The following is a 20,631-nucleotide window of genomic DNA, read 5'->3' as shown; positions in this document are numbered from 1 at the left end:
GGTCGAGCGGAGTGCCCATGCCTACCCGCCCCACCTCCCTGCCCGTCATCGGCCTCTGCCTGATGGCCTTGATCCTCGAGGGTTACGACCTGCTGATGTACGGCACCGTCGTTCCCTCCCTACTCGCCTATTCGCCCTGGCAACTCGACGCCACCGACGTCGGTATGCTCGGCTCCCTCGCCGGACTGGGCATGCTTCTGGGTGCGCTGATCGCCGCCGCGGTCGCCGACCGGTGGGGACGCCGCCGCACCCTTCTCGCCGCGGTCACCGTGTTCTCCATCGCGATGGGTGTCTGCGCACTCGCACCCACCCCGGCGGTCTTCGGTGCCGCCCGCCTGGGCGTCGGACTCGGGGCCGGGCTCCTCATGCCCACCGCCGCCGCGACCCTGATCGAGTTCTCCACAAGCCGTACCCGCGCCCGCTCGGTGGCGATGGGATTCGTCGGCACCAGTATCGGTGGAATCCTCGCCGGGGTGCTGTCCCTCTGGTTCGTACCGGCATTCGGATTCCGGGCAATGTTCCTCGCCGGTCTGGTACCGGCGCTGCTGTTCCTGCCGCTCATGCTCAAATACCTTCCCGAGTCACCGGCCTACCTGCTCGCCCACGGCCGCCCGGACGATGCCGTCGCAGTGGCCGCGCACTACGGACTCGAACACCCCGTCGCGGTCACCGCCGCCGCGGACGGGCACACCGGTGGGCTGCGGGCACTGTTCGGCGCCGATCGTGCCGCCGCCACCGTGCTGTTCTGGGTCATGACCCTGCTGTGCCTGCTGGTGTTGTTCGGAGTGGCGACCTGGTTGCCTGCGCTGATGAAGGCGGCCGGCTACCCACTGGGGGCGGCGCTCTCGTTCCTGCTCACCCTCAACATCGGCGGTGCGGTCGGCGGACTGGCGGGGGCCGCCCTCGCCGACCGATTCGGCGTCAAACCGATCACCGTGGTGAGCTTCCTGTGCGCAGCCGCGTCCCTGCTCGCCATCGCGCTGTCGCCACCCACCGCAGTGGTGTACGTACTCGTGCTGCTCGCGGGAGTCGGCACCACCGGGACCCAGATTCTGCTCAATACCTTCGTCGGCGGCTATTACCCGGCCTCCTGCCGCACCACCGGGCTCGGCATGGCGCTCGGAGTCGGCCGTCTCGGCGCAATCATCGGCCCCACCTACGGCGGTCTCTTCGTCGCACTCGGCGCCGGCATCTCCTGGCAACTCGCCGCGTTCGCCGCTCCCGCCGTCATCGGCGCCCTCCTGACCGCCTTCGTCCCACGGCGAAATGCCGAGACTGGCTCGACAGCAACGATTTTGGCATCAGGATCCACAGGTCAGGAAGTCGCGCGATGACGATTGGCCGTCATTCGCGCGTTTTCAACCGTGACGTGTGTCGCTTCGCCACGTCGAGGTCGCCGTCGGCGATTCCGAGCGTGTCCTGAGCGGCGCGGAGGGCGTCGACGGCGCTCTCCAACGTCTCCGGTGCAGTGGTCGGATCGCCGGTTGTGTCCACGTCGAGCGTGTGCGCATCGAACTCTGCGTAGGTGCGCTCGAGGTCGAGGAGGGTTCGACGGAGGGCGTGCAGCGCCTCGCGGACCTGGGTTACCTGTGCGTCGAGATCAGCGGGCCTGCTCACGCGATCACATCCCAGAGCACGCCGGCTGTCGGTTGGTCGAGGTCGGTCATGCAATCACTCCATCCCTTGTGAATGATTTCGCCTGAGTTCTCAGCTGGTCGGGGCGGGCAGCTCGAGCGGCGCCGACGTGGGCTCCTGCGGTGGTTGCGTGATCGGTGGTTGCTCGATCGGCGGTTGCTCGATCGGCGGTTGCTCGATCGGCGGCTGCGTGATCGGTGGTTGCTCGATCGGCGGTTGCTCGATCGGTGGTTGCGTGATCGGTGGTTGCTCGATCGGCGGCTGCTCGATCGGCGGTTGCGTGGTCGGGAAGTCCGACGGCACAGGCAGAGGCGGCTCCGGTGTGGGGACGATCGTGATGGTGGGTTCGGGGATGGTGGACGGCAACGTCTCGGGCGGGAGCGTCGTGGGTAGCGGCGGCAGCGAAGGGGGTGGCAGACCGGGAAGCTGCAGATCCGTGGGCAGGGTTCCCGGCGGCTGCTCGACTCCCGGCAGCGTCGTGGCACCGGGTGTGCCCGGAACGGTGGCCGGCAGTTCGGCGGTCTGCGCCGGCGCGCCGGTGGTGGTGGTGCCGGGTGTCGTGGTCGCCGGCGGGGTGGTGGGAGCGATCTTCTCGACTTCCGCGGCGAGCTTCGCACGCCACACGTCGAGGTCGTTCCGCGTGTCGGCGTCGCGTACTCCGCCGGAACGGTCGGCGGCGTTGTCGAGCATGTGTTGCGCCCCCTCCGCGTCGCCCACGGCGATCAGCCGCTCGGCTTCCTGCAGCTGTGAGGTGGTGTCGATCTGCGCGACCGTCGAATCGGCCTGCTCGCTGAACACGACCGACTTGACGCTCCACAGCGGGTCGCCCGGTGCGGCGTTGTACGAGAAGATGGTGGCGCCACCCATGACGACTGCGATCGCCGCGGCAGCGGCGGCGATGGGTCGCAGCAGGCGGAGTTTGCCGCGGGCCGCGCCGCGTGCGGAATGGGCGTCCGAGGCGTCGATCGCCGCGATCACATCGTCGAGGAGTGGACCGGTCGGCATCGGCGTCGCCACGATGTCGGCGCGCCAACCGCTCAGCAGGAGCGCGAGCTGGTCCTCTTCCGGCGAATCCGATGCGACGGGACCTCCGCCGGCGATCGTGTCGATCAGCGCGTCGTCGCGGCGTACGGCCGCGATGTCCACCGGTGCGTCGTCTCCGGGGAGATCGGCATCGGAATTGCCGTTGCGCTCGATGCTCCTGGCCAAACCTCTCACCTGCCCTCGTCACCCGCGATGGCTCGTGTCGAGCCACGCAGACAGCTTCCGTGGTACTTACCCACGGTCGGGGCCGTTTACTCGGCTGACATCCCGCTGTTCGGGTCTTGACTACGACATCTGGTATGTCGGGGACGGGCTCCGACTTGTTACGGATTCCCCACGCGACCCCGTCCTACTCGAGCCGACCCCGGCGCACTCGGGCGGTCCTGAGGCCCTGGGCCGGGGGTCGACGTTTCGGCAGGTGCATCGTCTCGGGGGCGGACGATCCTCCCAGTTGGATTATTCCACCGGTGGCCGTGCACGGCGAGGATCAACAGTTGTCGCACCCGCCGAGGCATGCGGGTACCTGGCCTGGGGACAGTTACAGGCCGACCACCTGTTCGAGGGAGTCGAGTTCGGTGCCGAGGTGGTCGAGCATCGGGTGCAGGTTCGGGACGGTGCGCCGGCAGCCGGTCAGTCCGAAGACGAGTTCGTCGTCGCTGCTGGTGCAGGTGATATTCAGGGCTTGTCCGGTGACCGGGATCGACAGCGGGTACAGCGAGTCGAGGCGGGCTCCGTTCCAGTACAGCGGGGTGCCGGGTCCGGCGACGTTGGAGATGACCAGGTTGAACGGCGGACGCTGCGGTCCCCGGCGGCCGAGGAGCATCTCGATACCGAGGGGTGCGGCGCCCAGGGCGCTCATCGCCAGCACTTGGGCGGGGCTCATCGCACGTAGGGCGCGTTTGCCTTCGCGCATGCAGGTCCGCACGGTGTCGAGGCGATGGGCGGGGTCGGGCAGGTGGGTCGCCAGGTTGCACATCAGGACCCCGATCCGGTTTCCGTCAGCGGATTCTGTATCGGTGCCGGAGGTGTTGGGACGCAGGGAAACCGGGACCATTGCGATCAGCGGCTCGGCGGGCAGTGCGCCGAGGTCGTGCAGGTAGCTGCGCAGTGCTCCGGCGGACATCGTCAGGATGATGTCGTTGACGGTGGCGTCGGCATGCTTGGCGAGCAGCCGTATCCGTTCGAGCGGCCAGGTGCGGGCGGCGAAATGCCGGGCGCCCCCGATGGGGACGTTGAACATCGTGTGCGGCGCCCGCGTCGACAGCGGCCCGCCCTCTGCGCGGAATGCGCGGTCCACGGTGCCTGCCAGCGCCGGTGCCAGGCCGGCGACTTCCCCGGCCACGCCGCGGGCGCCACGCAGGACCTGACCCGGTAGGCCGCGGAGATTCGCCGGTATCGACGGCGCGGGTTCCGTCCGGGCTGGGCCGGTGACCGTCACGGGTGCGGCGGGTTGCCAGGGAGCGGGCATGCCCCTGCGGGTGGGGTCCTCACTCATGCTGCGGCGCAACAGGTTCATCGCGGACGCACCGTCGGCGAGTGCGTGGTGGATCTTGGTGTAGACGGCGTAGCGGCCGTCCGCGAGTCCCTCGATCAGGTGCATCTCCCACAGTGGGCGGGTGCGGTCGAGTGCGGCGCCGTGCAGCCGGGACACCAGAGTCGTCAGTTCGAGCATGCCGCCGGGCTGAGGTAGCGCGTTGCGGTGCACGTGATAGTCGACGTCGACGTCGGTCGCGGTGCCCCAACCCCACTGTCCGAGGGTGGTGACCGATCGGCGGGCCTTCTTGCGGAAGAGCGGTGCCACCTCGTCGGAGGCCGCGGCCGTCGCGAACATCGCCCCCAGGTCGGCCGCGTCGGCGCCGTCCGGTGGAGTGAAGATCGCCAGGCCACCGACGTGCATGGGATGCTCCCGCGACTCACCGAGGAGAAACATCGAATCGGTCGGTGACATGGGCAAGAGCATGTGTGGTGTCCTTCCGCAGTACGGGTCGAGCATCCGCACTGCAACTGCGGGTACTACCGGAGCCGGTGTTCAGCTCCAGGTAATCGGGTCGTAAGATAACGGTCAGGTGTGGTTCATGTCACAAACCGGCATCCCCGATTAGTTGTACAGGACCCGCGGACAACCGCGCGAGGTCGAAAGTCCCGGATCGGACAAGTCGGGCACGTCCGGTCCTCAGCGGGGCCGGCAGCCGTGCGGCATCGAGGCCCGCGCGTCGGACATCGATTCGTCGAACTCGGACCTCAGGGTGTCGATTCCCGACCGAGCACTCGGTCCCACCAGTCGGCGAGAGGGCTGGGCTCGGGCCAGATGATCGGATCCTCGGATGTCGGCAAGGATTCGCCGTGGTCCTCGCCCTCGGAATTTCGATCCCCATCGGGGTCGGCGAGGGGTCGCCGGACGGCACCGCACCGGTTGGCCGACGCGGTCGGTGATCGATCCGGACGAATCGTTCGCCGCAGCGGCGGTGGATCGGCCGGCGGCGACGGAATGCGGACTACAGGCGGGAATTCGTTCTCGGGCACGAACGTTTGCTCCTTCACTGCACGCATCGAGCAACCGGACGCGTCGGCCGGTCGATCCCCGACGAGGGGAGTGACCCGCCCGCGTCACTGTCGATGCCCTCTCAGTTCTATCCGACCCGGCCCGCTCTGTCAGCTGAAACGCGGAACACCGCGGAGGCGTGGCCGGCTGCCGGGCGCACGCCAGAAAGGTCCCCGGAGTCTTCTCCGGGGACCCTCTGGCGGTTCGAGACGAATCCCGAGGCGTGTCAGCGCCTCGACGGGGTGAAGGTGATCGGCAGCTTCTCGCATCCACGGACCTGGGACGAATGGAAGATCGCCGGGCTGTCCGGAACGAGGGCGTAGTCGGGAATCCTCCGGTGGATTTCCTCCAGGGCCAGTCTCAGCTCGAGCCGCGCGAGGTGGGAGCCGAGGCAGCGGTGCGGGCCGGCGCCGAAGCCGATGTGGCGATTGGGATGCCGTTCGATCTGCAGTTCGTCGGCGTTGTCGAACTCGTCCTCGTCGCGGTTGGCGGAGGTCATCACCACCAGCAGCTGGTCGCCGGCCCGGATGGTGACGTCACCGATCTCGACGTCGCGGGTTGCGCGACGGCCGCTGCTCGTCGCGGTTTCGATGCGCAGAATTTCTTCCACCGCCGACGGGATCAGCGTCGGGTCGTCGATGATCGCCGCGCGCTGCTCGGGATTGCGCGACAGGTGGATCAGTCCCCAGGCGAGAGCGCCTTGGACGGTGTGCAGCCCCGCCACCAGCAGGAGGAAGAACATTCGGCACAGTTCCTCGTCGGTGAGTGGCCGGGGTTCTCCTCCGACGTCGAGCGGGGTGTTGATGATCTGCGCCGTGAGGGTCTCCGAACTGTCGTCGCCGGATCGCACCCGCGCAACCACCCGACCGAAGTATTCGTAGATCTCGGCGGCGGCCTTCGCGCGGGCCTCGGCTGATTCCTCCTCGCTCGCTCCGGGGATGCCCTGGAGTGTGATGTCGGTCCACTCGGTGAATTGCGGTGCGTCGCTCAGGGGCCACCCCATGAGCGCGAGGAAGATTCGCGTAGGCAATTCGTGTGCGAACTCGGAGATGAACTCGCACTCGCCGGCCTCGGCGAATCCGTCGATGAGATCGGTGATGATCCCCCGGATCTCGGGTTCGAGCGCCTTCATGCTCTTGGGGCTGAACAGCGGCTGTAGTGCCCGCCGGTAGTAGCTGTGCTCCGGCGGGTCGAGTTCGAGCGGAAGGAACTTGCCCTGGGCCGCATTCAACAGGTTGTTGGGGAAGCTCGAGAACGTCTCCGGATCCTGGAGGACCTGGAGGGCTTCCTTGTACCGCGTGACCACCCAGTGTCCGCCGTGCTGCGGCGACCAGAGGATCGGTCCCTGCGTGCGCAACGCGGCGACACGCTCCTGGAACACATCCGTGGGCGATGCCAGGGACGGGTCGTACACATTGAAGTCGGTGATCAGGTGACCGGGAATTTCGATCTGTGTCGTGACCATCGGGATCCTTCGCGAGGGAGAAGTCCGGTACGTCGCCTGGTCGAGAGGGGACGTTCCCGGAGGGTCGGATGAGCTCGCGCTGCCGTGAACCAAGGCGAGGGCTGAGGTGAGAAAGGCGACTGCCTTGCGACGAAGGTAGATCAGCGTGCTCGGCGCGGTCAACAGTCAATGTGTTCTAACCCCGTATGACGCACGGGATTCAGCCGGGGTGCGATGTCTCCTCTTGACCAATTAACCGATAGCATTTAGATTAGCTGACGTGATCCGCGACACTGTGGTGCGTGAGCGAGTCGTACGTCGCACCGGTGTGTGCGGTGACTCTTTCCCGTGCGGCAGGATCAGTGTGAAAACGTTGTGGAACAGGGGATCTCACCGGACCTGAACAATTCGAACACTCTGCCCCGCGGTCGCGTTCCTCTTGTCCTTCCCTCCCAGTGGTTTCTTCCGAAGGGGCAATTATGAGCTTTCGCCGCGTGATCGTTGCCGAACCGGATGGCTCGGCTGCACTCGTTGCCGACAGTGAGATCGCGAGGTTGGCCGCCGAGGGCATCGACCCCATTTGGCGTACCGACTCCGTTCCCGAGGTGCCCAATCCCGGCGATATTTCCGACATCCTCGGGTTTCCCGATCCGGGTGGGGTGTGGGTCATCGGCTGGATTCTGGAACCCGGACGGATCGGCAACAGCGACAACGGAATAGTGGTCATGGACGAGGATGCGCCGGGCTTCCACCGCACCGATTCCGTGGACGTACACGTGCTCCTCGAGGGCTCGCTCGTGCTCGAACTCGAGGACGGCACGGAGATCGCGCTCGGCGCAGGCGACACCGTGGTCGTCAACGGCAACAAGCATCGATGGCACAACCGAGGAGAGCAGACGGCCCGGGCCATCGTCACCATCTGCGGCGCATCACGCACCAACCGACAGGAGATCTGACATGGAACCTAGAGTTGTGGACACTGCGCCGGCCGCGCGGACTGCACCGCTCCGGTGCGGACTGTTTCTTCCTCCGTATCACAACCCGCGGCGCAACCCCACGATGGCAATCGAACAGGACCTCCGGCACGTCGAGGATCTCGATCGGCTCGGATTCCATCAGGTGTGGTTCGGGGAACATCACAGCGGCGGGTACGAGGTGGGGCCGTCACCGGAGCTGATGATCGCGGCAGCAGCGCAGCGTACGTCGCGCATCGAGCTGTGCAGCGGCGTCATCTCCCTTCCGTACCATCATCCGCTGATGGTCGCCGATCGAATCACATTCTTGGACCACATGACTCGCGGTCGCATCCGGATCGGAGTCGGACCGGGTGCGCTCGTGGCCGACTCGCAGATGATGGGCATGGACTACAACCTGCTCCGGCCGCGGATGGAGGAGTCGCTGGACGCCGTCCTGGAACTGCTGGGCACACCGGGACCCGTCGACCGCAAGACGGAATGGTTCTCGCTCGAGGACGCCCGAGTTCAGCTGGGCCCCTACTCGTATCCCGGGGTGCCGATCACGGTCGCCGCCGCGATGTCGCCGTCGGGCCCGAAGCTCGCCGGAAAGTACGGGCTCGGTCTGCTGTCCATCGGCGGAACCAGCGCGAAGTCGATCGAATTGCTCGCGCAGACGTGGGACATCACCACCCGGGAGGCGAATGCATACGGGCAGACGGTGGATCGTGACGATTGGGCCATCGTCGGCAACATCCACATCGCCGACACCTACGAGCAGGCCGTCGAGGACACCCGATACGGGCTGCGCGACTTCATGGACTACCGTCACGTCGTCACCCCGATGAAGATGATCGAACCCGGTGAGGACGTCGCTCACGAGGAACTGGTCCGGCGTGTCAACGAGTCCGGCTACGGCTGCATCGGCGACGCGAACGACGCCATCGCGTACATCCAGAAAATCATCGACCGCACCGGCGGTTTCGGCACGTTCCTGGCGACGGCGCACGACTGGGCAGACACCGAGGCCACGTCGCGCATGTACCGCATTCTCATGCGTGACGTCATGCCGCGCTTCACCGGAACGTGCGAACCGCTGCTCAATTCCTACCACTGGACCCAGGCGCGCAAGGAAGGCTTCAGCGAACGCTTCGCGACCGGGATCAGTCAGGCGACGCAAGACTACGAGCGCGCGCAGAGCGCGCGGTAATCCCACCTCGACCACCTTTCGAACAATAGGAGAATCGATGACGTCACTCGACGGAAAAGTAGCAGTCATCACCGGCGGAGCACGGGGGCAGGGCCGTTCCCACGCGCTCACTCTCGCCGCCGCCGGTGCCAAGATCGTGGTCTGCGACGTCGCTGCGCCGATCAAGGAGGTGCAGTACGCACTTGCGACACCGGACGATCTCGAGGAGACGATCCAGCTGGTCAAGGAGGCCGGCGGCGAGATCGCCGGCATTCAGGCGGACGTCCGGAGCAGCGCGGACATGAAGGCCGTCGCCGACCTGGCGGTGTCACAATTCGGGCGGATCGACATCCTGCTGGCGAACGCCGGTATCCACGATCACTGCGAGTCGACGCTCGAGATCGAGGACGACGCGTGGCAGACGATGCTCGACGTCAATCTCACCGGCGCGTGGAAGGCCTGCAAGGCTGTTGTTCCCGTGATGATCGACGGAGGCCGGGGCGGATCGATCGTGATCACCTCGTCCGTCGACGGGCTGCGCGCTGCCCCGTCGTGGGGGCACTACGGAGCGGCGAAGCATGGACTTCAGGGCCTGAAGGACACACTCGCATTCGAACTCGGCCAACACAACATTCGGGTCAACACGGTCAACCCGACGGGGGTCAATTCGCCCATGGCAGCCGGCCTCTCGCAGGTGCTGCCGCACGTGGTGCGGAAGTGGAAGGACAACGACCGCACGAACCTGCTGGACGTGATGATGCTCGAACCGCAGGACATCTCCGACGCCGTCCTGTGGCTCGTGTCCGACGCCGCCAAGTACGTGACCGGGATCGATGTGCCGATCGACGCGGGTTACCTGACCAAGCACTGACCGTTCGGGTCCGCCGCGACACCCGTCCGCGGGCCGGACGCGAAATGCCGATTCACGAGAGTGGAGATGTGATGACCCCGAGTGCCGAGGTGGCCCGCGAGTTCCCGGCGACGACGCCGGCTGGCCCGTACGCGGACGGCCTGGACCTGCCGTACTGGGAGGGTCTGCGGGCCGGTGAGCTCCGTCTGCAGAGGTGCGGCGAGTGCGGCCTGTGGATCTGGCGGCCACGCTGGATGTGTGGGCAGTGCCAGGTGTTCGACCCGGAATGGGTCGCCGTGGAACCGGTCGGACGAGTCTTCTCGTGGACCCGGACCTGGCACTCCTTCATCCCGGAGCTGACCGGCGAACTGCCGTTCATCACGGTTCTCGTCGAACTGCCGCATGCCGGGGGACGCCGGGTCCTCGGGCTGCTCGCAGAAGACGGAAACACCGACATCACCATCGGTGATGCAGTCAGGGGGGTCATTCAGCAGCCCGACGATGCGCCGTGGCCGCTGCTCCGCTGGCAACGCGCGGGCACGCGGCCCGAGACCGAGCGGGGAGAACACCGATGACCGATACATTTCTCCGTGGGGCGGCCGCCGTGGTGGGCATCAGCGAGTTCCACTACAAGCGAGGAGAATCGCCCGACAGCGAGCTCCGGATGACGTTGCGGGCGATCGTCGAGGCGGCTGCCGACGCCGGCGTGTCACCGCGCGAGATCGACGGCTTCGTGTCGTACGGCGGCGGCGAGAACGATGGGACCGTCGTGGGGGCATCGCTCATGTCGCACCGGATTCGATGGTCCAACATGATCTGGGGAGGCGGCGGCGGTGGTGCAGCCGCGGCGATCACGAACGCGGCGATTGCCATCGCGGCCGGACAGGCGCAGTGCGTCGTCGTCTATCGCGCTATGGCGCAACAGGATTCCGGGCGGCTCGGATATGCCAAGCATCATTTCGACGGGCACATGCTCCCGCACGGTGTCGGATCGCCTGCCGAGGCCTGCGCGCTGCGCACCCGGCGGATGCTCGAGCACGACGGTGTTCCGGAATCCGCGATGAGGTCTCTGGTTCTGGCCGATTACTTCCATGCCCAGCAGAATCCGTCTGCCGCGGCATTCGGGCGCCCGCTCGACGAAACCGGGTACGACGCGTCCCGGAAGATCGTCGAGCCGTATCGGCTCTACGACTGCTCACGGGAGAACGACGGCGCGGTCGCGTTGATCCTGGTCTCTGCGGATCGCGCCGAGGCGCTCGGGCAGCATCCGGCGTACGTGCTGGCCGGTAGTCAGGGCGCGGTGGGTGGCTATGCCGTCGACACGGAGAACGATCTCGACTACACCTCGGCCGGATTCTGCGGCGCCGCCGGCGTCGCGGAGACCCTCTGGACGGATGCCGGCCTCGGGCCCGACCAGGTCGATGTCGTCCAGGTCTACGAGAACTTCAGCGGTTCGGGGGTGGCCGCACTGATCGATCACTCGCTGTGCCCACGCGGCGCCGAGGCCGGCAAGGTCATGACCGTCGAGAATCTCACCGCACCACACGGGCTGCTTCCGGTGAATACCAGCGGTGGCAACCTGGCGGATTCGTTCGTCAACGGCATGGGGTTGGCCGTCGAAGCGGTTCGTCAGGTGCGGGGAACTTCCACCAACCAGGTTCCCGACGCGACGGTGTCGCTCTTCATCGGCGGGCCGATGGCTGCACTCTCGAGTTCGGTCCTGCTGTGCACGCGCGACGTGCTGTGAATGAAAGGGAGCACGACATGGCGGTGACAGAAAACGAACCGGTCATCGCGGACCGAATCGTCGGGTCCTGGGAACTCGTCGAGTACTCGACGACGTCCGACACGGGCACCGTCGGTCATCCGCTGGGGCCGGACGCTCGCGGACTGATCATCTACTCGGCCGACGGGTTCATGTCCGCGCAGATCATGCGTCGCGACCGGACCCGCTACCGGTCGGCCAATGTGCACAGCGGCGAGGCGAGCGAACGCAGCGAGGCGGCCGGCGGTTACCTCGCGTATTCGGGTCCGTACCACGTCGACGAGACGAACTGCGCCGTGTGGCACGAAATGTCGGTGTCGTTGTATCCGAACTGGATCGGCGACAACCAGAAGCGGCATGTGCGCTTCGACGGTGACCGGATGACCCTCTCGTCGGATCCGCTCGTGTTCCGCACGACCACGCTGTTGCCCGCGCTGGTCTGGCGGCGCATCACGCTGCGTCCGAAGCGGACGACGGCATGAGCGGCGGGAACTTCACCGTTGCCGTCGACCTGTCGACACCGAACGCGTCGGTCGACAGCATCACCCTGGTTCGGCGGCCGGGTCCCGTCGAGTCCGTGCGGATAACCGCTCCGGACCTTCGTGAGGCGCAGAAGAAACGCTCATCCATTCGGGCCGGGTTCGAAGAACGCGGAACCGGTGGCCGGGTCGACGTACTGCTCGACGTCGTCGTCCACATCGCCGCGGACGCACGCACTGCGCGCCGCGAAGCGGTCGGGGGACAGCGAGGCGACACGGTGGTGTACGTCGGAACACCCAGCGGACTCGCAAGCTTGATTCTCGACATCCGCGCGGCCGACGTCGCCGATGGTGTCACCGTCGTTCCGGCTGTCGCGGAGGGGAGTGCACGCGATTCCTGTGTGCAGCTGCTGCTCGGCGACGTGCTGCCGATCCTCGAAGCCCGCGGCCTCGCGCCGGACGCAACGGTCCGGCCACACGCCGGTTAGCTCCCGCCCAACCACGGAGAAACGGAGAAACCATGCGAATCGTCGTCGACAGGATCCCCGGTGAGCCACAGATCCGGCTCGAAGACGCCGGCGAGTTCGGCTCCCTCCACATCGAATCGGCCGACCCGCGGCACGGCGTCGCGCCGGAACACCTTTCAGCGCTCGGCCGACCGTCCGGCGCCTACCAGGTGTTCGTCGACCCGGACACGATCCGTGCCCTCGCGGGGGACCGCGTGTCCGACCCGTCGTGGTCGGCGGGATTCGAGGCCATGATGGACTTCGCCGAGCGCCGCGGATGGCTCAGCCCCGCAGGCGAGATCAGGATTCACATCGCACCGAACGTATGAGAGGACGAGACGTGTCGACACAATTGGACAGCAGCGAGTTCTCGGCTGTGAATCCGCGGGAGCTCCGTGACGTACTGGGGCACTTCTGTTCCGGCGTAACGGTGGTGACGGCGATGGTCGGCGGCGAACCGGCGGGCTTCACCTGCCAGTCGTTCTCGGCGCTGTCGCTGGATCCGCCCCAGGTCTTGCTGTGCCCGAGCAAACGCTCGACGAGTTGGCCCACGATCCGCACCGCCGAGACGTTCGTTATCAACGTGCTCTCGGCGGGGCAACAGGGCCTCAGCGACCGATTCGCGATCTCGGGTGGACCGAAGTTCGACGGAGTGCAGTGGCACCCTGCCGAGCGTGGAGCGCCGATCCTGGACGGTGCGGCGGCCTGGTTCGAGGTGGCCCTCGATGTGGAGCACGACGGTGGCGATCACCTGATTGCCGTCGCCGCGATGCTCGGCTTCGGCGCAGACCCGGCCACAGAACCTTTGCTCTTCCATCGGAGCCGATACCGAGGGATCGTGGATCCGAGCCTCTGATCATCGTGGAGGCAATCCCGGCGCAACGCCGTGGGACGGCCGTAGCGAGGCGATTTTCGACCGAAAGTGGGAGTGATGGGACGACCGGCAAAGCCGCTGATCAGTCGGGATTCGACGGTCGCGGCAAGCATCGAGATCATCGACACCGAAGGAATGGATGCGTTCAGTCTGCCGCGCGTCGCCAAGCATCTGAACGTGAGCACGTCGTCGCTGTATCACCATTTCGCCGATCGCCGCGAACTCATGACCGAGGTGGCGAAGGAGATCATGTTGGAAGCGGTCGTCCCCGGCCACCCACCGGGCAAGGACTGGGTGGAGTGGTTCGTCGACCTCAGCCTCAACTACCGCGACGCCATTCTCCGCCATCCCAACGCAGCGCTCGTGTTGGTGCAGTTCCTCCCGCGAGACATCCTCACGAGCACATACGAGAAGTGCGCCCGCATCCTCGATGACGCGGGTGTGCCGGCATCTCTGCATGTGGTGATATTGGATGGGTTGGAGAAGCTTTCGCTCGCGACCACCCTCACCGAACTGATGCGTCAGCCGGCCGGAAGCACGGAGATCTTCCCGAACGTCGACGCACGCAGGCACCCCACGCTCACCCGCGCGCTGGCAACGAACCGGTGGTCGTCGCGTGAACTCTTCGTCGTCACGATCCGCGGTTTCCTCGCCGGCGTGGTGAGCGGAGCCCCGTCGAGTGAAGCTCTTCCGCAGACGAGCCGCATGCCGGTGCGGTCTCGGACGTGATTCTCCGAAAACAATTGCAGGTGAGTTACTTTCGAAGTCTCTATGTGCATCTCTCTTGACTGCTCTTATCTATAACCTTAAGGTAAAGGCGGTATGTCCGGGTGCGAACCAGGACTTCAGTGCGGGGTATGAGACCCGCCAGGGCATTCCTCCCGAGCTGCCCGATCAATTCGATCCACCCGATGATGCGGAGTGAGCCATCGTGAAATGTGATTTGTATGTGGACGGCACCTGGTCTGCCTCCGCGAGTGCCGAGCGTATCGACGTGGTCGATCCGACCACCGAGGAGCGGATCGGGGACGTGCCCGCCGGATCGGCAGAGGATGTCGATCTCGCGGTGGCCGCTGCGAGACGGGCGTTGGAGCCGTGGTCACAGACCGAGCCGAGCGCACGGGCCGAGTTCGTGTCCCGCCTGGCCGACGAATTGGAGCGCCGGCAGGACGAGATCACGGACCTCGTGGTCGCCGAGGTCGGCACCCCGCGCAGGGTCGCGCGCTGGGCGCAGGTCGGACTGGGCATCGTCGACCTGCGGGAGGCCGTCACCGCTGCCGCGGACTTCCCGTTCGAAGAAACACTCCGAAACTCACTGATCGTGCGGGAGCCGGTCGGTGTGATCGGGTGCATCACGCCCTGGAACTACCCGTTGCACCAGATCACCGCCAAGATCGGCGCCGCACTCGTGACCGGGTGCACGGTGGTCGTCAAGGCCAGCGAGGTCGCCCCGTTCACCGCTCGTGCCCTGGCCGAAGCCGTCGACGCCGTCGGCATCCCACCCGGCGTGTTCAACCTCGTCCACGGATACGGACCGATCGTCGGCGAGGCCATCGCCGTGCATCCGGACATCGACATGGTCAGCTTCACCGGATCGAACTCGGTCGGAAAGCGAGTCCTCGAATTGGCCGCGGGAACCGTGAAGCGGGTGTCGGTCGAACTGGGCGGCAAGAGCGCGGCGGTGCTGCTCGACGACCTGAGCGGCGACGACTTCGCGAAGGCGGTGCAGCACACCGTGCGCGCCTGCTTCATGAACGGCGGACAGTCCTGCAATGCGCAGACCCGGATGCTCGTACCACGCTCGCGCCTCGCCGACTCCGAGAAGTTCGCCGCAGCGGCGGTCGCCGCCTACGCCCCGGGCGACCCGACCGACGGCGACACGAAGCTGGGCCCCATGGTCACGGCGGCTCAGCGTGAGCGGGTGCTCGGCTACATCCGCACCGGCGTCAAGGAGGGCGCGAAACTCGTCGCCGGCTCCGTCGACGCACCGGTCCGCACCGGGTTCTTCGTCGAGCCGACCGTGTTCTCCGAGGTGGACCCGGACGCCACGATCGCTCAGGAGGAGATCTTCGGTCCGGTGCTGTCGATCATCCCGTACGACACGCTCGACCACGCGATCGCGATCGCGAACGGCACGATCTTCGGTATCGCCGGTGCCGTGTGGTCTTCCGACCCGGCGCGTGCGACGTCGGTCGGGCGGAAGCTGCGTGCCACGCAGATCGAGGTCAACGGCGGAAAGTTCAACGGTGCCGCGCCGTTCGGCGGGTTCAAACAGTCCGGCCACGGGCGTGAGGGCGGCGCGTTCGGCCTCGAGGAATTCACCGAAGTCAAGAGTCTGCAGCTGTAGCGACGTACGTGCGGGCTCTGACGGGCACCGCGAAGGAGTGAGCACGATGGTTTATGCCGATCTGCCGTACGACGAGGCGACGAAGACCGGGTTCGCCCGGGCCATGTTCGATCACCTCGCAGAGGGCACCACCGATATGGCGCCGGAGATCCTCGAGGTCGATCCTCGCGTCTACACCGATCCGGAACTCGCGGCTCGGGAGCGCGCCGAACTGTTCGGATATGTTCCGATCATCGCGGCACACAGTACCGAAATTCCCGGCAAGAACGATTTCCTGACGGTCCAACTGCCCAACAACGAAGTCGTCCTCGTTCGGCAGGCCGACGGCGGAGTGCGTGGCTTCGTGAATACCTGCCGGCACCGAGGCGCGCGTCTCGTTCCCGACGAGAAGGGCACGAAGCGGATCTTCTCGTGCCGTTATCACGGCTGGGCATACGGAAGCGACGGCGGCCTGCGCTCGATCGCGGACGAACCCACGTTCGGATCGGTCGAGCGCAGCTGCATGAGCCTGCTGGAGATTCCGGTGGAGGAGCGGCACGGCTTCATCTGGGCCGTCGACTCCGCGGCGGGTGACCGCAAGATCGACCTCGCGGAGTGGCTCGGCCTGGAGTTCGACGAGTCCCTCGCCGCCATGGAGATGGACCAGTACACCTGTCACATCGCCCAGAACTTCGATGTGGACATAAACTGGAAGGTCTTGATGGACGCCTTCCTCGACGGCTACCACATCACCTCGACCCACGCCGGAACCGTGGCCCCGTACTTCTACAACAATGCCCAGTTCTGGGAGCCGATGGGCAGGCACGGGCGGATGGTGACGGCACGCAAGAGCATCGACTCGGTTCGTGGTGAGGCGCCCGAGGCCGTGTCGATCGACCGGCACATCACGGTTGCGCACTTCCTGATGCCGAACATGACGGTCCTGCGTCAACCGGATCATCTGGAGGTCCTCAATTTCGTGCCTGCTCAGGGCACGGCCGTCGGAACTCGGATGCAGATGCGCCTCCTCACCCGGGAACCCGCGGTGACGGAGGAGGAGAAGGCGCGGTGGGACAAGAACTGGAGCATCCTCATGGCCGTGCTTCGAGACGAGGACCTCGTCGTCAACGAAGGCCTGCAGCGGGCCGTGACGAATACCGACATCGGGCCGCTGCATTTCGGACGCAACGAGATCGCCAACCAGCATTTTCATCAGTGGATGGCACGCGCGTTCGAGGATCCCCGTAGGTGGGGCTGAGCTCCGAAGCCATGATGGGCGGTCGACTCTGTCGGCCGCCCATCGACGTCCTGGTCGACGTCGCCCGTAATTGCGCAGCGCACCAGAAGGTTCGATAGAAGCAATAGTCCGCCCCGGCTTGTCACAAGAACCAACAACCATTAGATTAACGCTCATGTGACGCACGCCATATCGCGTCCACATCCGCCACGCCCGCCCTGCCGTCATCGAACCCAAAACATTCACAAACCCGAAGGAATAGCATGTCGCACAACTCCGGTCCGGTGAAAGAAGGTACCGCCTCGGGTGCCAGATCCGTGGTCCTCACCTGCTTGGCCATCACGATCCTCGACGGCGTCGACCTCATCATGTTCGGCGCCGTCCTGCCGACATTGCTGGAAACCAAGCAGTGGGGAATTACCACCGCAACAGCCGGTTTGATCGGAAGTCTGTCGCTCGTCGGAATGATGGTCGGCGCCATGCTCGCCGGCTACATCACCGATCGCATCGGTCGACGCCCCGTCGTACTCGCCTGCATCGTGAGCTTCAGCCTGTTCACCGGGCTGTGCGCCCTCGCGCCGAACGTCGAGGCTTTCGGACTCTTCCGGTTGCTGGCCGGACTCGGTTTCGGTGGAGCACTCCCCACCCTCATTGCGCTCACGCAGGAATACGTCAAGGTCGATCGACGACAGTTCTACAACGGTGTCATTCAGACCGGCTTCCCGATCGGCGGGTGTCTGGTCGCCGTTGCCGGCATCTTCGTGATCCCCGCCTTCGGATGGAAATCGATGTTCGCGGCGGGTGGCCTCCTGGGCGTCGTCCTGTTCGTGACGGCATACCGGAAGCTGCCCGAATCGATCACCTTCCTGACGAGCAAGGGGCGGCACGATGAGGCCCGCGCGCTGGCGCAGCGCTACTCCATCGACGCCGGCGCCGAATCGGGAATGGCGCTCGAGCAGTCGAGAGACACTGGCAGTGAAACGAAGTCGGGGCTGAAGCTCCTGTTCACGCCGGGTTACCGGATCGCGACGATCATGTTCCCGCTCATCACCTTCTTCGGACTCCTCGTCTCCTACGGTATGAATACCTGGATTCCGCAGATGCTGAGGGCTTCCGGCTACGACCTCGGGTCCGCGCTGACGTTCCTGCTCGCGTTCAACCTCGGCAGCGCGGTCGGCATGGTGGTGATCACCGGCCTGGCGGATCGGGTGGGTTCGCGCCCGGTGATCTCGGTGAGCTTCATCGGTGGTGCACTCGCGGTGTCTGCCCTGACCCTGCAGCCGGCACAGGCGATCGTATTCGGATTGGTTCTGCTGATCGGATTCTGCTCCTCCGCCACGACGGGTGTCTACGGATTCGTCGGGGTCCACTTCCCGGCCACGGCGCGTGGCACGGCGCTCGGGCTGGCGGTCGGCCTCGGGCGGTTGGGCGGTGTGTGCGGTCCCATTCTCGCCGGCCTGATCATGAGTTCGGCGCTGGGATCGAACTGGGCCTTCTACGCCTTCGCGTTTGCCGGAGTAGCTGCCGCAGTGCTGGTCTCGTTGGTTCCCCGAGCGAATCGCGTCGCGGCAGCGACGCCCACTGTCGTCGAGAAGGCCGCGGAACTTGCCTGAGGGCGGGCTAGGTGACACAGAAAGGTCAACCGAAGTGACGATGAAAACTAGACTGACGTGCCCGTGCGGAACCGCGATCACCGGCACCGATGAGGACGACCTGGTTGCGAGGACGCAGTTGCACCTGACCGAATCGCATCCGGGAATGGAGTACTCGCGAGACGAGATCCTCTTCATCGCGTACTAGACCTGACACATGTTCGAACAGAGGAGTATTCATGAAACTCGAAGGTAAGGTCGCGCTGATCACCGGTGCCGGATCCGGGCTGGGGCGCGAGGCGTCCCAGTTGTTCGCGTCGGAGGGCGCGAAGGTCGCGGTGGTCGACATCGATCCGGAGCGGGCGAAGGGCACGGTCGCTCTGGTGGAGAAGAACGGCGGTTCAGCTGTCGCGATCACCGCCGATGTGCGGATCGAGCAGCAGGTGATCGACGCCGTGGCGGCGACGCTGGCGGCGTTCGGCAAGCTCGATATCGCCTGGGCCAATGCGGGAATCGTCTCGCGCGGTGGAGTGCCATCGGTTGCAGGTGGCGAGCAGGTCGAGTTCCAGGATCTGACGGATGCGGACTGGCAGGACGTGGTCGGTGTGAACCTGTCGGGTGTGTTCTACACCGCGAAGGCCGCGGTGCCGGCACTGCGTGCCAACGGTGGGGGTGTCATTCTGGCGACGTCGTCGGCGGCGTCGTTCGTGGCCTACCACAGCATCGCGGCGTACTCGGCGACGAAAGCCGGTGTGAACGGAATGGTTCGGGGTTTGAGTCTGGATCTGGGGAAGTACGGGATCCGAGTCAACGCCATCGCGCCGACGCACGGCATGTCACCGAACTTCCTGGCACCTGCGGGTGCACCGGTGGTGGGTCAGTCTTATGAGCAGGTGGCCGGCCCCTGGGTTCCCGAGGTGTCGCCGATCCCGCTCAAGCTCAATCGACCGCCGTCCTTGTCGGACAACGCGCGTGCGGCATTGTTCCTGGTGTCCGATGATTCGGCGTACATCTCGGGCGTGACGTTGCCGACCACCGACGGTGGCACGCTGTCGCGCGTGGCGATGATGTTCCCGGAAGACGGCAACAATCCTCCGCCCATGGTCACCGGCGAGGAGTGACGGTCGTGATTGGCCGCGACAATGCACCGCAGAACGGTCCGCGCCGCCTCGTCGTGGATCGGTCGGTCTGCGCCGGGCACGGTGTGTGTTACGGCCATTCCCCCGAGGTCGTCGACTGTGACGATTCCGGATATCCGGTGATCCTCCAGGACCCACTCGAACTCGACCAGCACATCACGGCCGCCGAGGAGGCGGCCGTGATGTGCCCCGAGCGCGCCATGACGGTCGAGTTGCCCTGACCGCGCGTTGATCGACCGAACGGCCGGAACGCCGCGATGGCTACGCGGTGGTGCCGCCGTCGGCGGTGTAGACGGCTCCGTTGACGAAGGAGGCGTCGTCGGATAGTAGCCAGACCGCGAGGTGTGCGATCTCGTCCGGCGTGCCGTATCTGCCCAGAGGGATCTGGGATGTCAGCTGGTCGTGGACCGCGGTCGGATTCCCGGGCGCCCACTGCTGTTCGAGGCTGTCCATCATGCGCGTGGCGATCTGACCCGGCGCGATGGCGTTGACCCGGACCCCACTGCTTCCGGCTTCCAGTGCCGCGCTCCGGGTCAGGCCCACGACGGCGTGCTTGCTGGCGACGTAGGCCGACAGTCGGGGAACACCCCGGATGCCCGCCTGGCTGGCGGTGTTGACGATCGCTCCATGCCCCTGCGCGTACAGGTGGGGCAAGATCTCCCGCATGCCGAGATAGACACTTCCGGCGTTGACGGCCAGGACCTGCTGGAACTGGTCCGGGTCGGATTCCTCGAGCCCTGCGGCGCGACCTTCGATTCCGGCGTTGTTGTGGAGGTAGTCGACACGGCCGAAATGCGCCAGGGTGTCCTCCACATACGCGCGGGTGCCCTCGGGGGTGGAGACGTCGGCGGCAACCGCGAGACAGGTGTCGCCGAGTTCGACGGCCAGGGCTTTCACCGCGGTCTCGTCCAGGTCGACGGCCGCGACACGGACTCCGCGGGCGACGAGCCTCCGGACTGTCGCAGCGCCGATGCCGCCGCCGGCGCCGGTGACGATCGCAACGCGATCGGGGCGTTCTCGAGTGTCGATCATGATGTCCTCATCGATTGTGTGACT

22 protein-coding genes are annotated in these 20,631 nt (G+C 66.0%); 17 read left to right on the top strand and 5 right to left on the bottom strand.

Annotation, left to right across the window (positions count from 1 at the left end; all coding sequences use genetic code 11):
- Positions 1 to 17: 17 nt before the first annotated feature.
- Positions 18 to 1,334, top strand: coding sequence for an MFS transporter (locus ACFTWF_RS39505; RefSeq protein WP_378466519.1), 1,317 nt, complete (start codon positions 18 to 20; stop codon positions 1,332 to 1,334).
- Positions 1,335 to 1,344: 10 nt separating this feature from the next.
- Here ACFTWF_RS39505 and ACFTWF_RS39500 read toward each other — a convergent pair whose 3' ends face one another.
- The 4 genes from ACFTWF_RS39500 to ACFTWF_RS39485 all read right to left on the bottom strand — a co-directional run bounded on the left by ACFTWF_RS39500 (position 1,345) and on the right by ACFTWF_RS39485 (position 6,686).
- Positions 1,345 to 1,617 (bottom strand): hypothetical protein, encoded by a 273-nt coding sequence (locus ACFTWF_RS39500; RefSeq protein ID WP_378466518.1) that lies wholly within the window; start codon positions 1,615 to 1,617, stop codon positions 1,345 to 1,347.
- A 90-nt stretch (positions 1,618 to 1,707) separates the two neighbouring features.
- The gene (locus ACFTWF_RS39495) at positions 1,708 to 2,853 is read right to left on the bottom strand and encodes an anti-sigma-D factor RsdA (protein ID WP_378466517.1); all 1,146 of its coding nucleotides are present in this window, start codon (positions 2,851 to 2,853) and stop codon (positions 1,708 to 1,710) included.
- A gap of 364 nt (positions 2,854 to 3,217) precedes the next feature.
- A complete protein-coding gene (locus ACFTWF_RS39490) occupies positions 3,218 to 4,639 on the bottom strand; it encodes a wax ester/triacylglycerol synthase family O-acyltransferase (protein WP_378466516.1) in 1,422 nt (473 codons plus the stop codon).
- Positions 4,640 to 5,447: 808 nt separating this feature from the next.
- On the bottom strand, positions 5,448 to 6,686 hold the full coding sequence (locus tag ACFTWF_RS39485) for a cytochrome P450 (RefSeq protein ID WP_378466515.1): 1,239 nt from the start codon (positions 6,684 to 6,686) through the stop codon (positions 5,448 to 5,450).
- A 458-nt stretch (positions 6,687 to 7,144) separates the two neighbouring features.
- On the opposite strand from ACFTWF_RS39485, the gene ACFTWF_RS39480 reads away from it, so the two are divergent.
- The 16 genes from ACFTWF_RS39480 to ACFTWF_RS39405 all read left to right on the top strand — a co-directional run bounded on the left by ACFTWF_RS39480 (position 7,145) and on the right by ACFTWF_RS39405 (position 19,796).
- Entirely contained in the window at positions 7,145 to 7,621 is a 477-nt protein-coding gene (locus ACFTWF_RS39480; protein ID WP_378466514.1) for a cupin domain-containing protein, read from the top strand.
- Position 7,622: 1 nt separating this feature from the next.
- Positions 7,623 to 8,828 (top strand): LLM class flavin-dependent oxidoreductase, encoded by a 1,206-nt coding sequence (locus ACFTWF_RS39475; RefSeq protein WP_378466513.1) that lies wholly within the window; start codon positions 7,623 to 7,625, stop codon positions 8,826 to 8,828.
- Positions 8,829 to 8,865: 37 nt separating this feature from the next.
- Positions 8,866 to 9,678 carry a mycofactocin-coupled SDR family oxidoreductase gene (locus ACFTWF_RS39470; RefSeq protein WP_378466512.1) on the top strand — a complete coding sequence of 271 codons (813 nt, stop codon included), beginning with the start codon at positions 8,866 to 8,868 and terminating at the stop codon, positions 9,676 to 9,678.
- 71 nt (positions 9,679 to 9,749) lie between these two features.
- On the top strand, positions 9,750 to 10,232 hold the full coding sequence (locus ACFTWF_RS39465; RefSeq protein ID WP_378466511.1) for a Zn-ribbon domain-containing OB-fold protein: 483 nt from the start codon (positions 9,750 to 9,752) through the stop codon (positions 10,230 to 10,232).
- A complete protein-coding gene (locus ACFTWF_RS39460) occupies positions 10,229 to 11,404 on the top strand; it encodes a transporter (protein ID WP_378466510.1) in 1,176 nt (391 codons plus the stop codon). Before ACFTWF_RS39465 ends, ACFTWF_RS39460 begins: the two co-directional genes overlap by 4 nt.
- Positions 11,405 to 11,421: 17 nt before the next feature.
- The gene (locus ACFTWF_RS39455) at positions 11,422 to 11,904 is read left to right on the top strand and encodes a lipocalin-like domain-containing protein (RefSeq protein WP_378466509.1); all 483 of its coding nucleotides are present in this window, start codon (positions 11,422 to 11,424) and stop codon (positions 11,902 to 11,904) included.
- Positions 11,901 to 12,389: a hypothetical protein gene (locus ACFTWF_RS39450; RefSeq protein ID WP_378466508.1), complete on the top strand. Its 489-nt coding sequence runs from the start codon at positions 11,901 to 11,903 to the stop codon at positions 12,387 to 12,389. The genes ACFTWF_RS39455 and ACFTWF_RS39450 overlap by 4 nt, the downstream gene beginning before the upstream one ends.
- A gap of 32 nt (positions 12,390 to 12,421) precedes the next feature.
- The gene (locus tag ACFTWF_RS39445) at positions 12,422 to 12,736 is read left to right on the top strand and encodes a hypothetical protein (protein WP_378466507.1); all 315 of its coding nucleotides are present in this window, start codon (positions 12,422 to 12,424) and stop codon (positions 12,734 to 12,736) included.
- 11 nt (positions 12,737 to 12,747) lie between these two features.
- The gene (locus ACFTWF_RS39440; protein WP_378466506.1) at positions 12,748 to 13,263 is read left to right on the top strand and encodes a flavin reductase family protein; all 516 of its coding nucleotides are present in this window, start codon (positions 12,748 to 12,750) and stop codon (positions 13,261 to 13,263) included.
- A 75-nt stretch (positions 13,264 to 13,338) separates the two neighbouring features.
- Positions 13,339 to 14,010: a TetR/AcrR family transcriptional regulator gene (locus ACFTWF_RS39435; protein ID WP_378466505.1), complete on the top strand. Its 672-nt coding sequence runs from the start codon at positions 13,339 to 13,341 to the stop codon at positions 14,008 to 14,010.
- Positions 14,011 to 14,212: 202 nt separating this feature from the next.
- The gene (locus ACFTWF_RS39430; protein ID WP_378466504.1) at positions 14,213 to 15,628 is read left to right on the top strand and encodes an aldehyde dehydrogenase family protein; all 1,416 of its coding nucleotides are present in this window, start codon (positions 14,213 to 14,215) and stop codon (positions 15,626 to 15,628) included.
- Between the two features lie 46 nt (positions 15,629 to 15,674).
- Entirely contained in the window at positions 15,675 to 16,865 is a 1,191-nt protein-coding gene (locus ACFTWF_RS39425) for an SRPBCC family protein (protein WP_378466503.1), read from the top strand.
- Positions 16,866 to 17,107: 242 nt separating this feature from the next.
- Positions 17,108 to 18,457, top strand: coding sequence for an MFS transporter (locus ACFTWF_RS39420; protein ID WP_378466502.1), 1,350 nt, complete (start codon positions 17,108 to 17,110; stop codon positions 18,455 to 18,457).
- A gap of 40 nt (positions 18,458 to 18,497) precedes the next feature.
- Positions 18,498 to 18,644, top strand: a complete 147-nt coding sequence (locus tag ACFTWF_RS39415; protein WP_378466501.1) for a DUF1059 domain-containing protein — start codon at positions 18,498 to 18,500, stop codon at positions 18,642 to 18,644.
- A gap of 31 nt (positions 18,645 to 18,675) precedes the next feature.
- Positions 18,676 to 19,557 carry an SDR family NAD(P)-dependent oxidoreductase gene (locus ACFTWF_RS39410; RefSeq protein ID WP_378466500.1) on the top strand — a complete coding sequence of 294 codons (882 nt, stop codon included), beginning with the start codon at positions 18,676 to 18,678 and terminating at the stop codon, positions 19,555 to 19,557.
- A gap of 5 nt (positions 19,558 to 19,562) precedes the next feature.
- The gene (locus ACFTWF_RS39405) at positions 19,563 to 19,796 is read left to right on the top strand and encodes a ferredoxin (RefSeq protein WP_378466499.1); all 234 of its coding nucleotides are present in this window, start codon (positions 19,563 to 19,565) and stop codon (positions 19,794 to 19,796) included.
- 40 nt (positions 19,797 to 19,836) lie between these two features.
- On the opposite strand, the gene ACFTWF_RS39400 is transcribed toward ACFTWF_RS39405, so the two are convergent.
- Positions 19,837 to 20,607: an SDR family NAD(P)-dependent oxidoreductase gene (locus ACFTWF_RS39400; RefSeq protein ID WP_378466498.1), complete on the bottom strand. Its 771-nt coding sequence runs from the start codon at positions 20,605 to 20,607 to the stop codon at positions 19,837 to 19,839.
- Positions 20,608 to 20,631: the final 24 nt, after the last annotated feature.

Source organism: Rhodococcus sp. NPDC056960 (assembly GCF_042674125.1).
Taxonomy (GTDB): Bacteria; Actinomycetota; Actinomycetes; order Mycobacteriales; family Mycobacteriaceae; genus Rhodococcus_F.
Note: the sequence above shows the minus strand (reverse complement) of the source record. Positions and strands in the feature narration are given on the sequence as shown.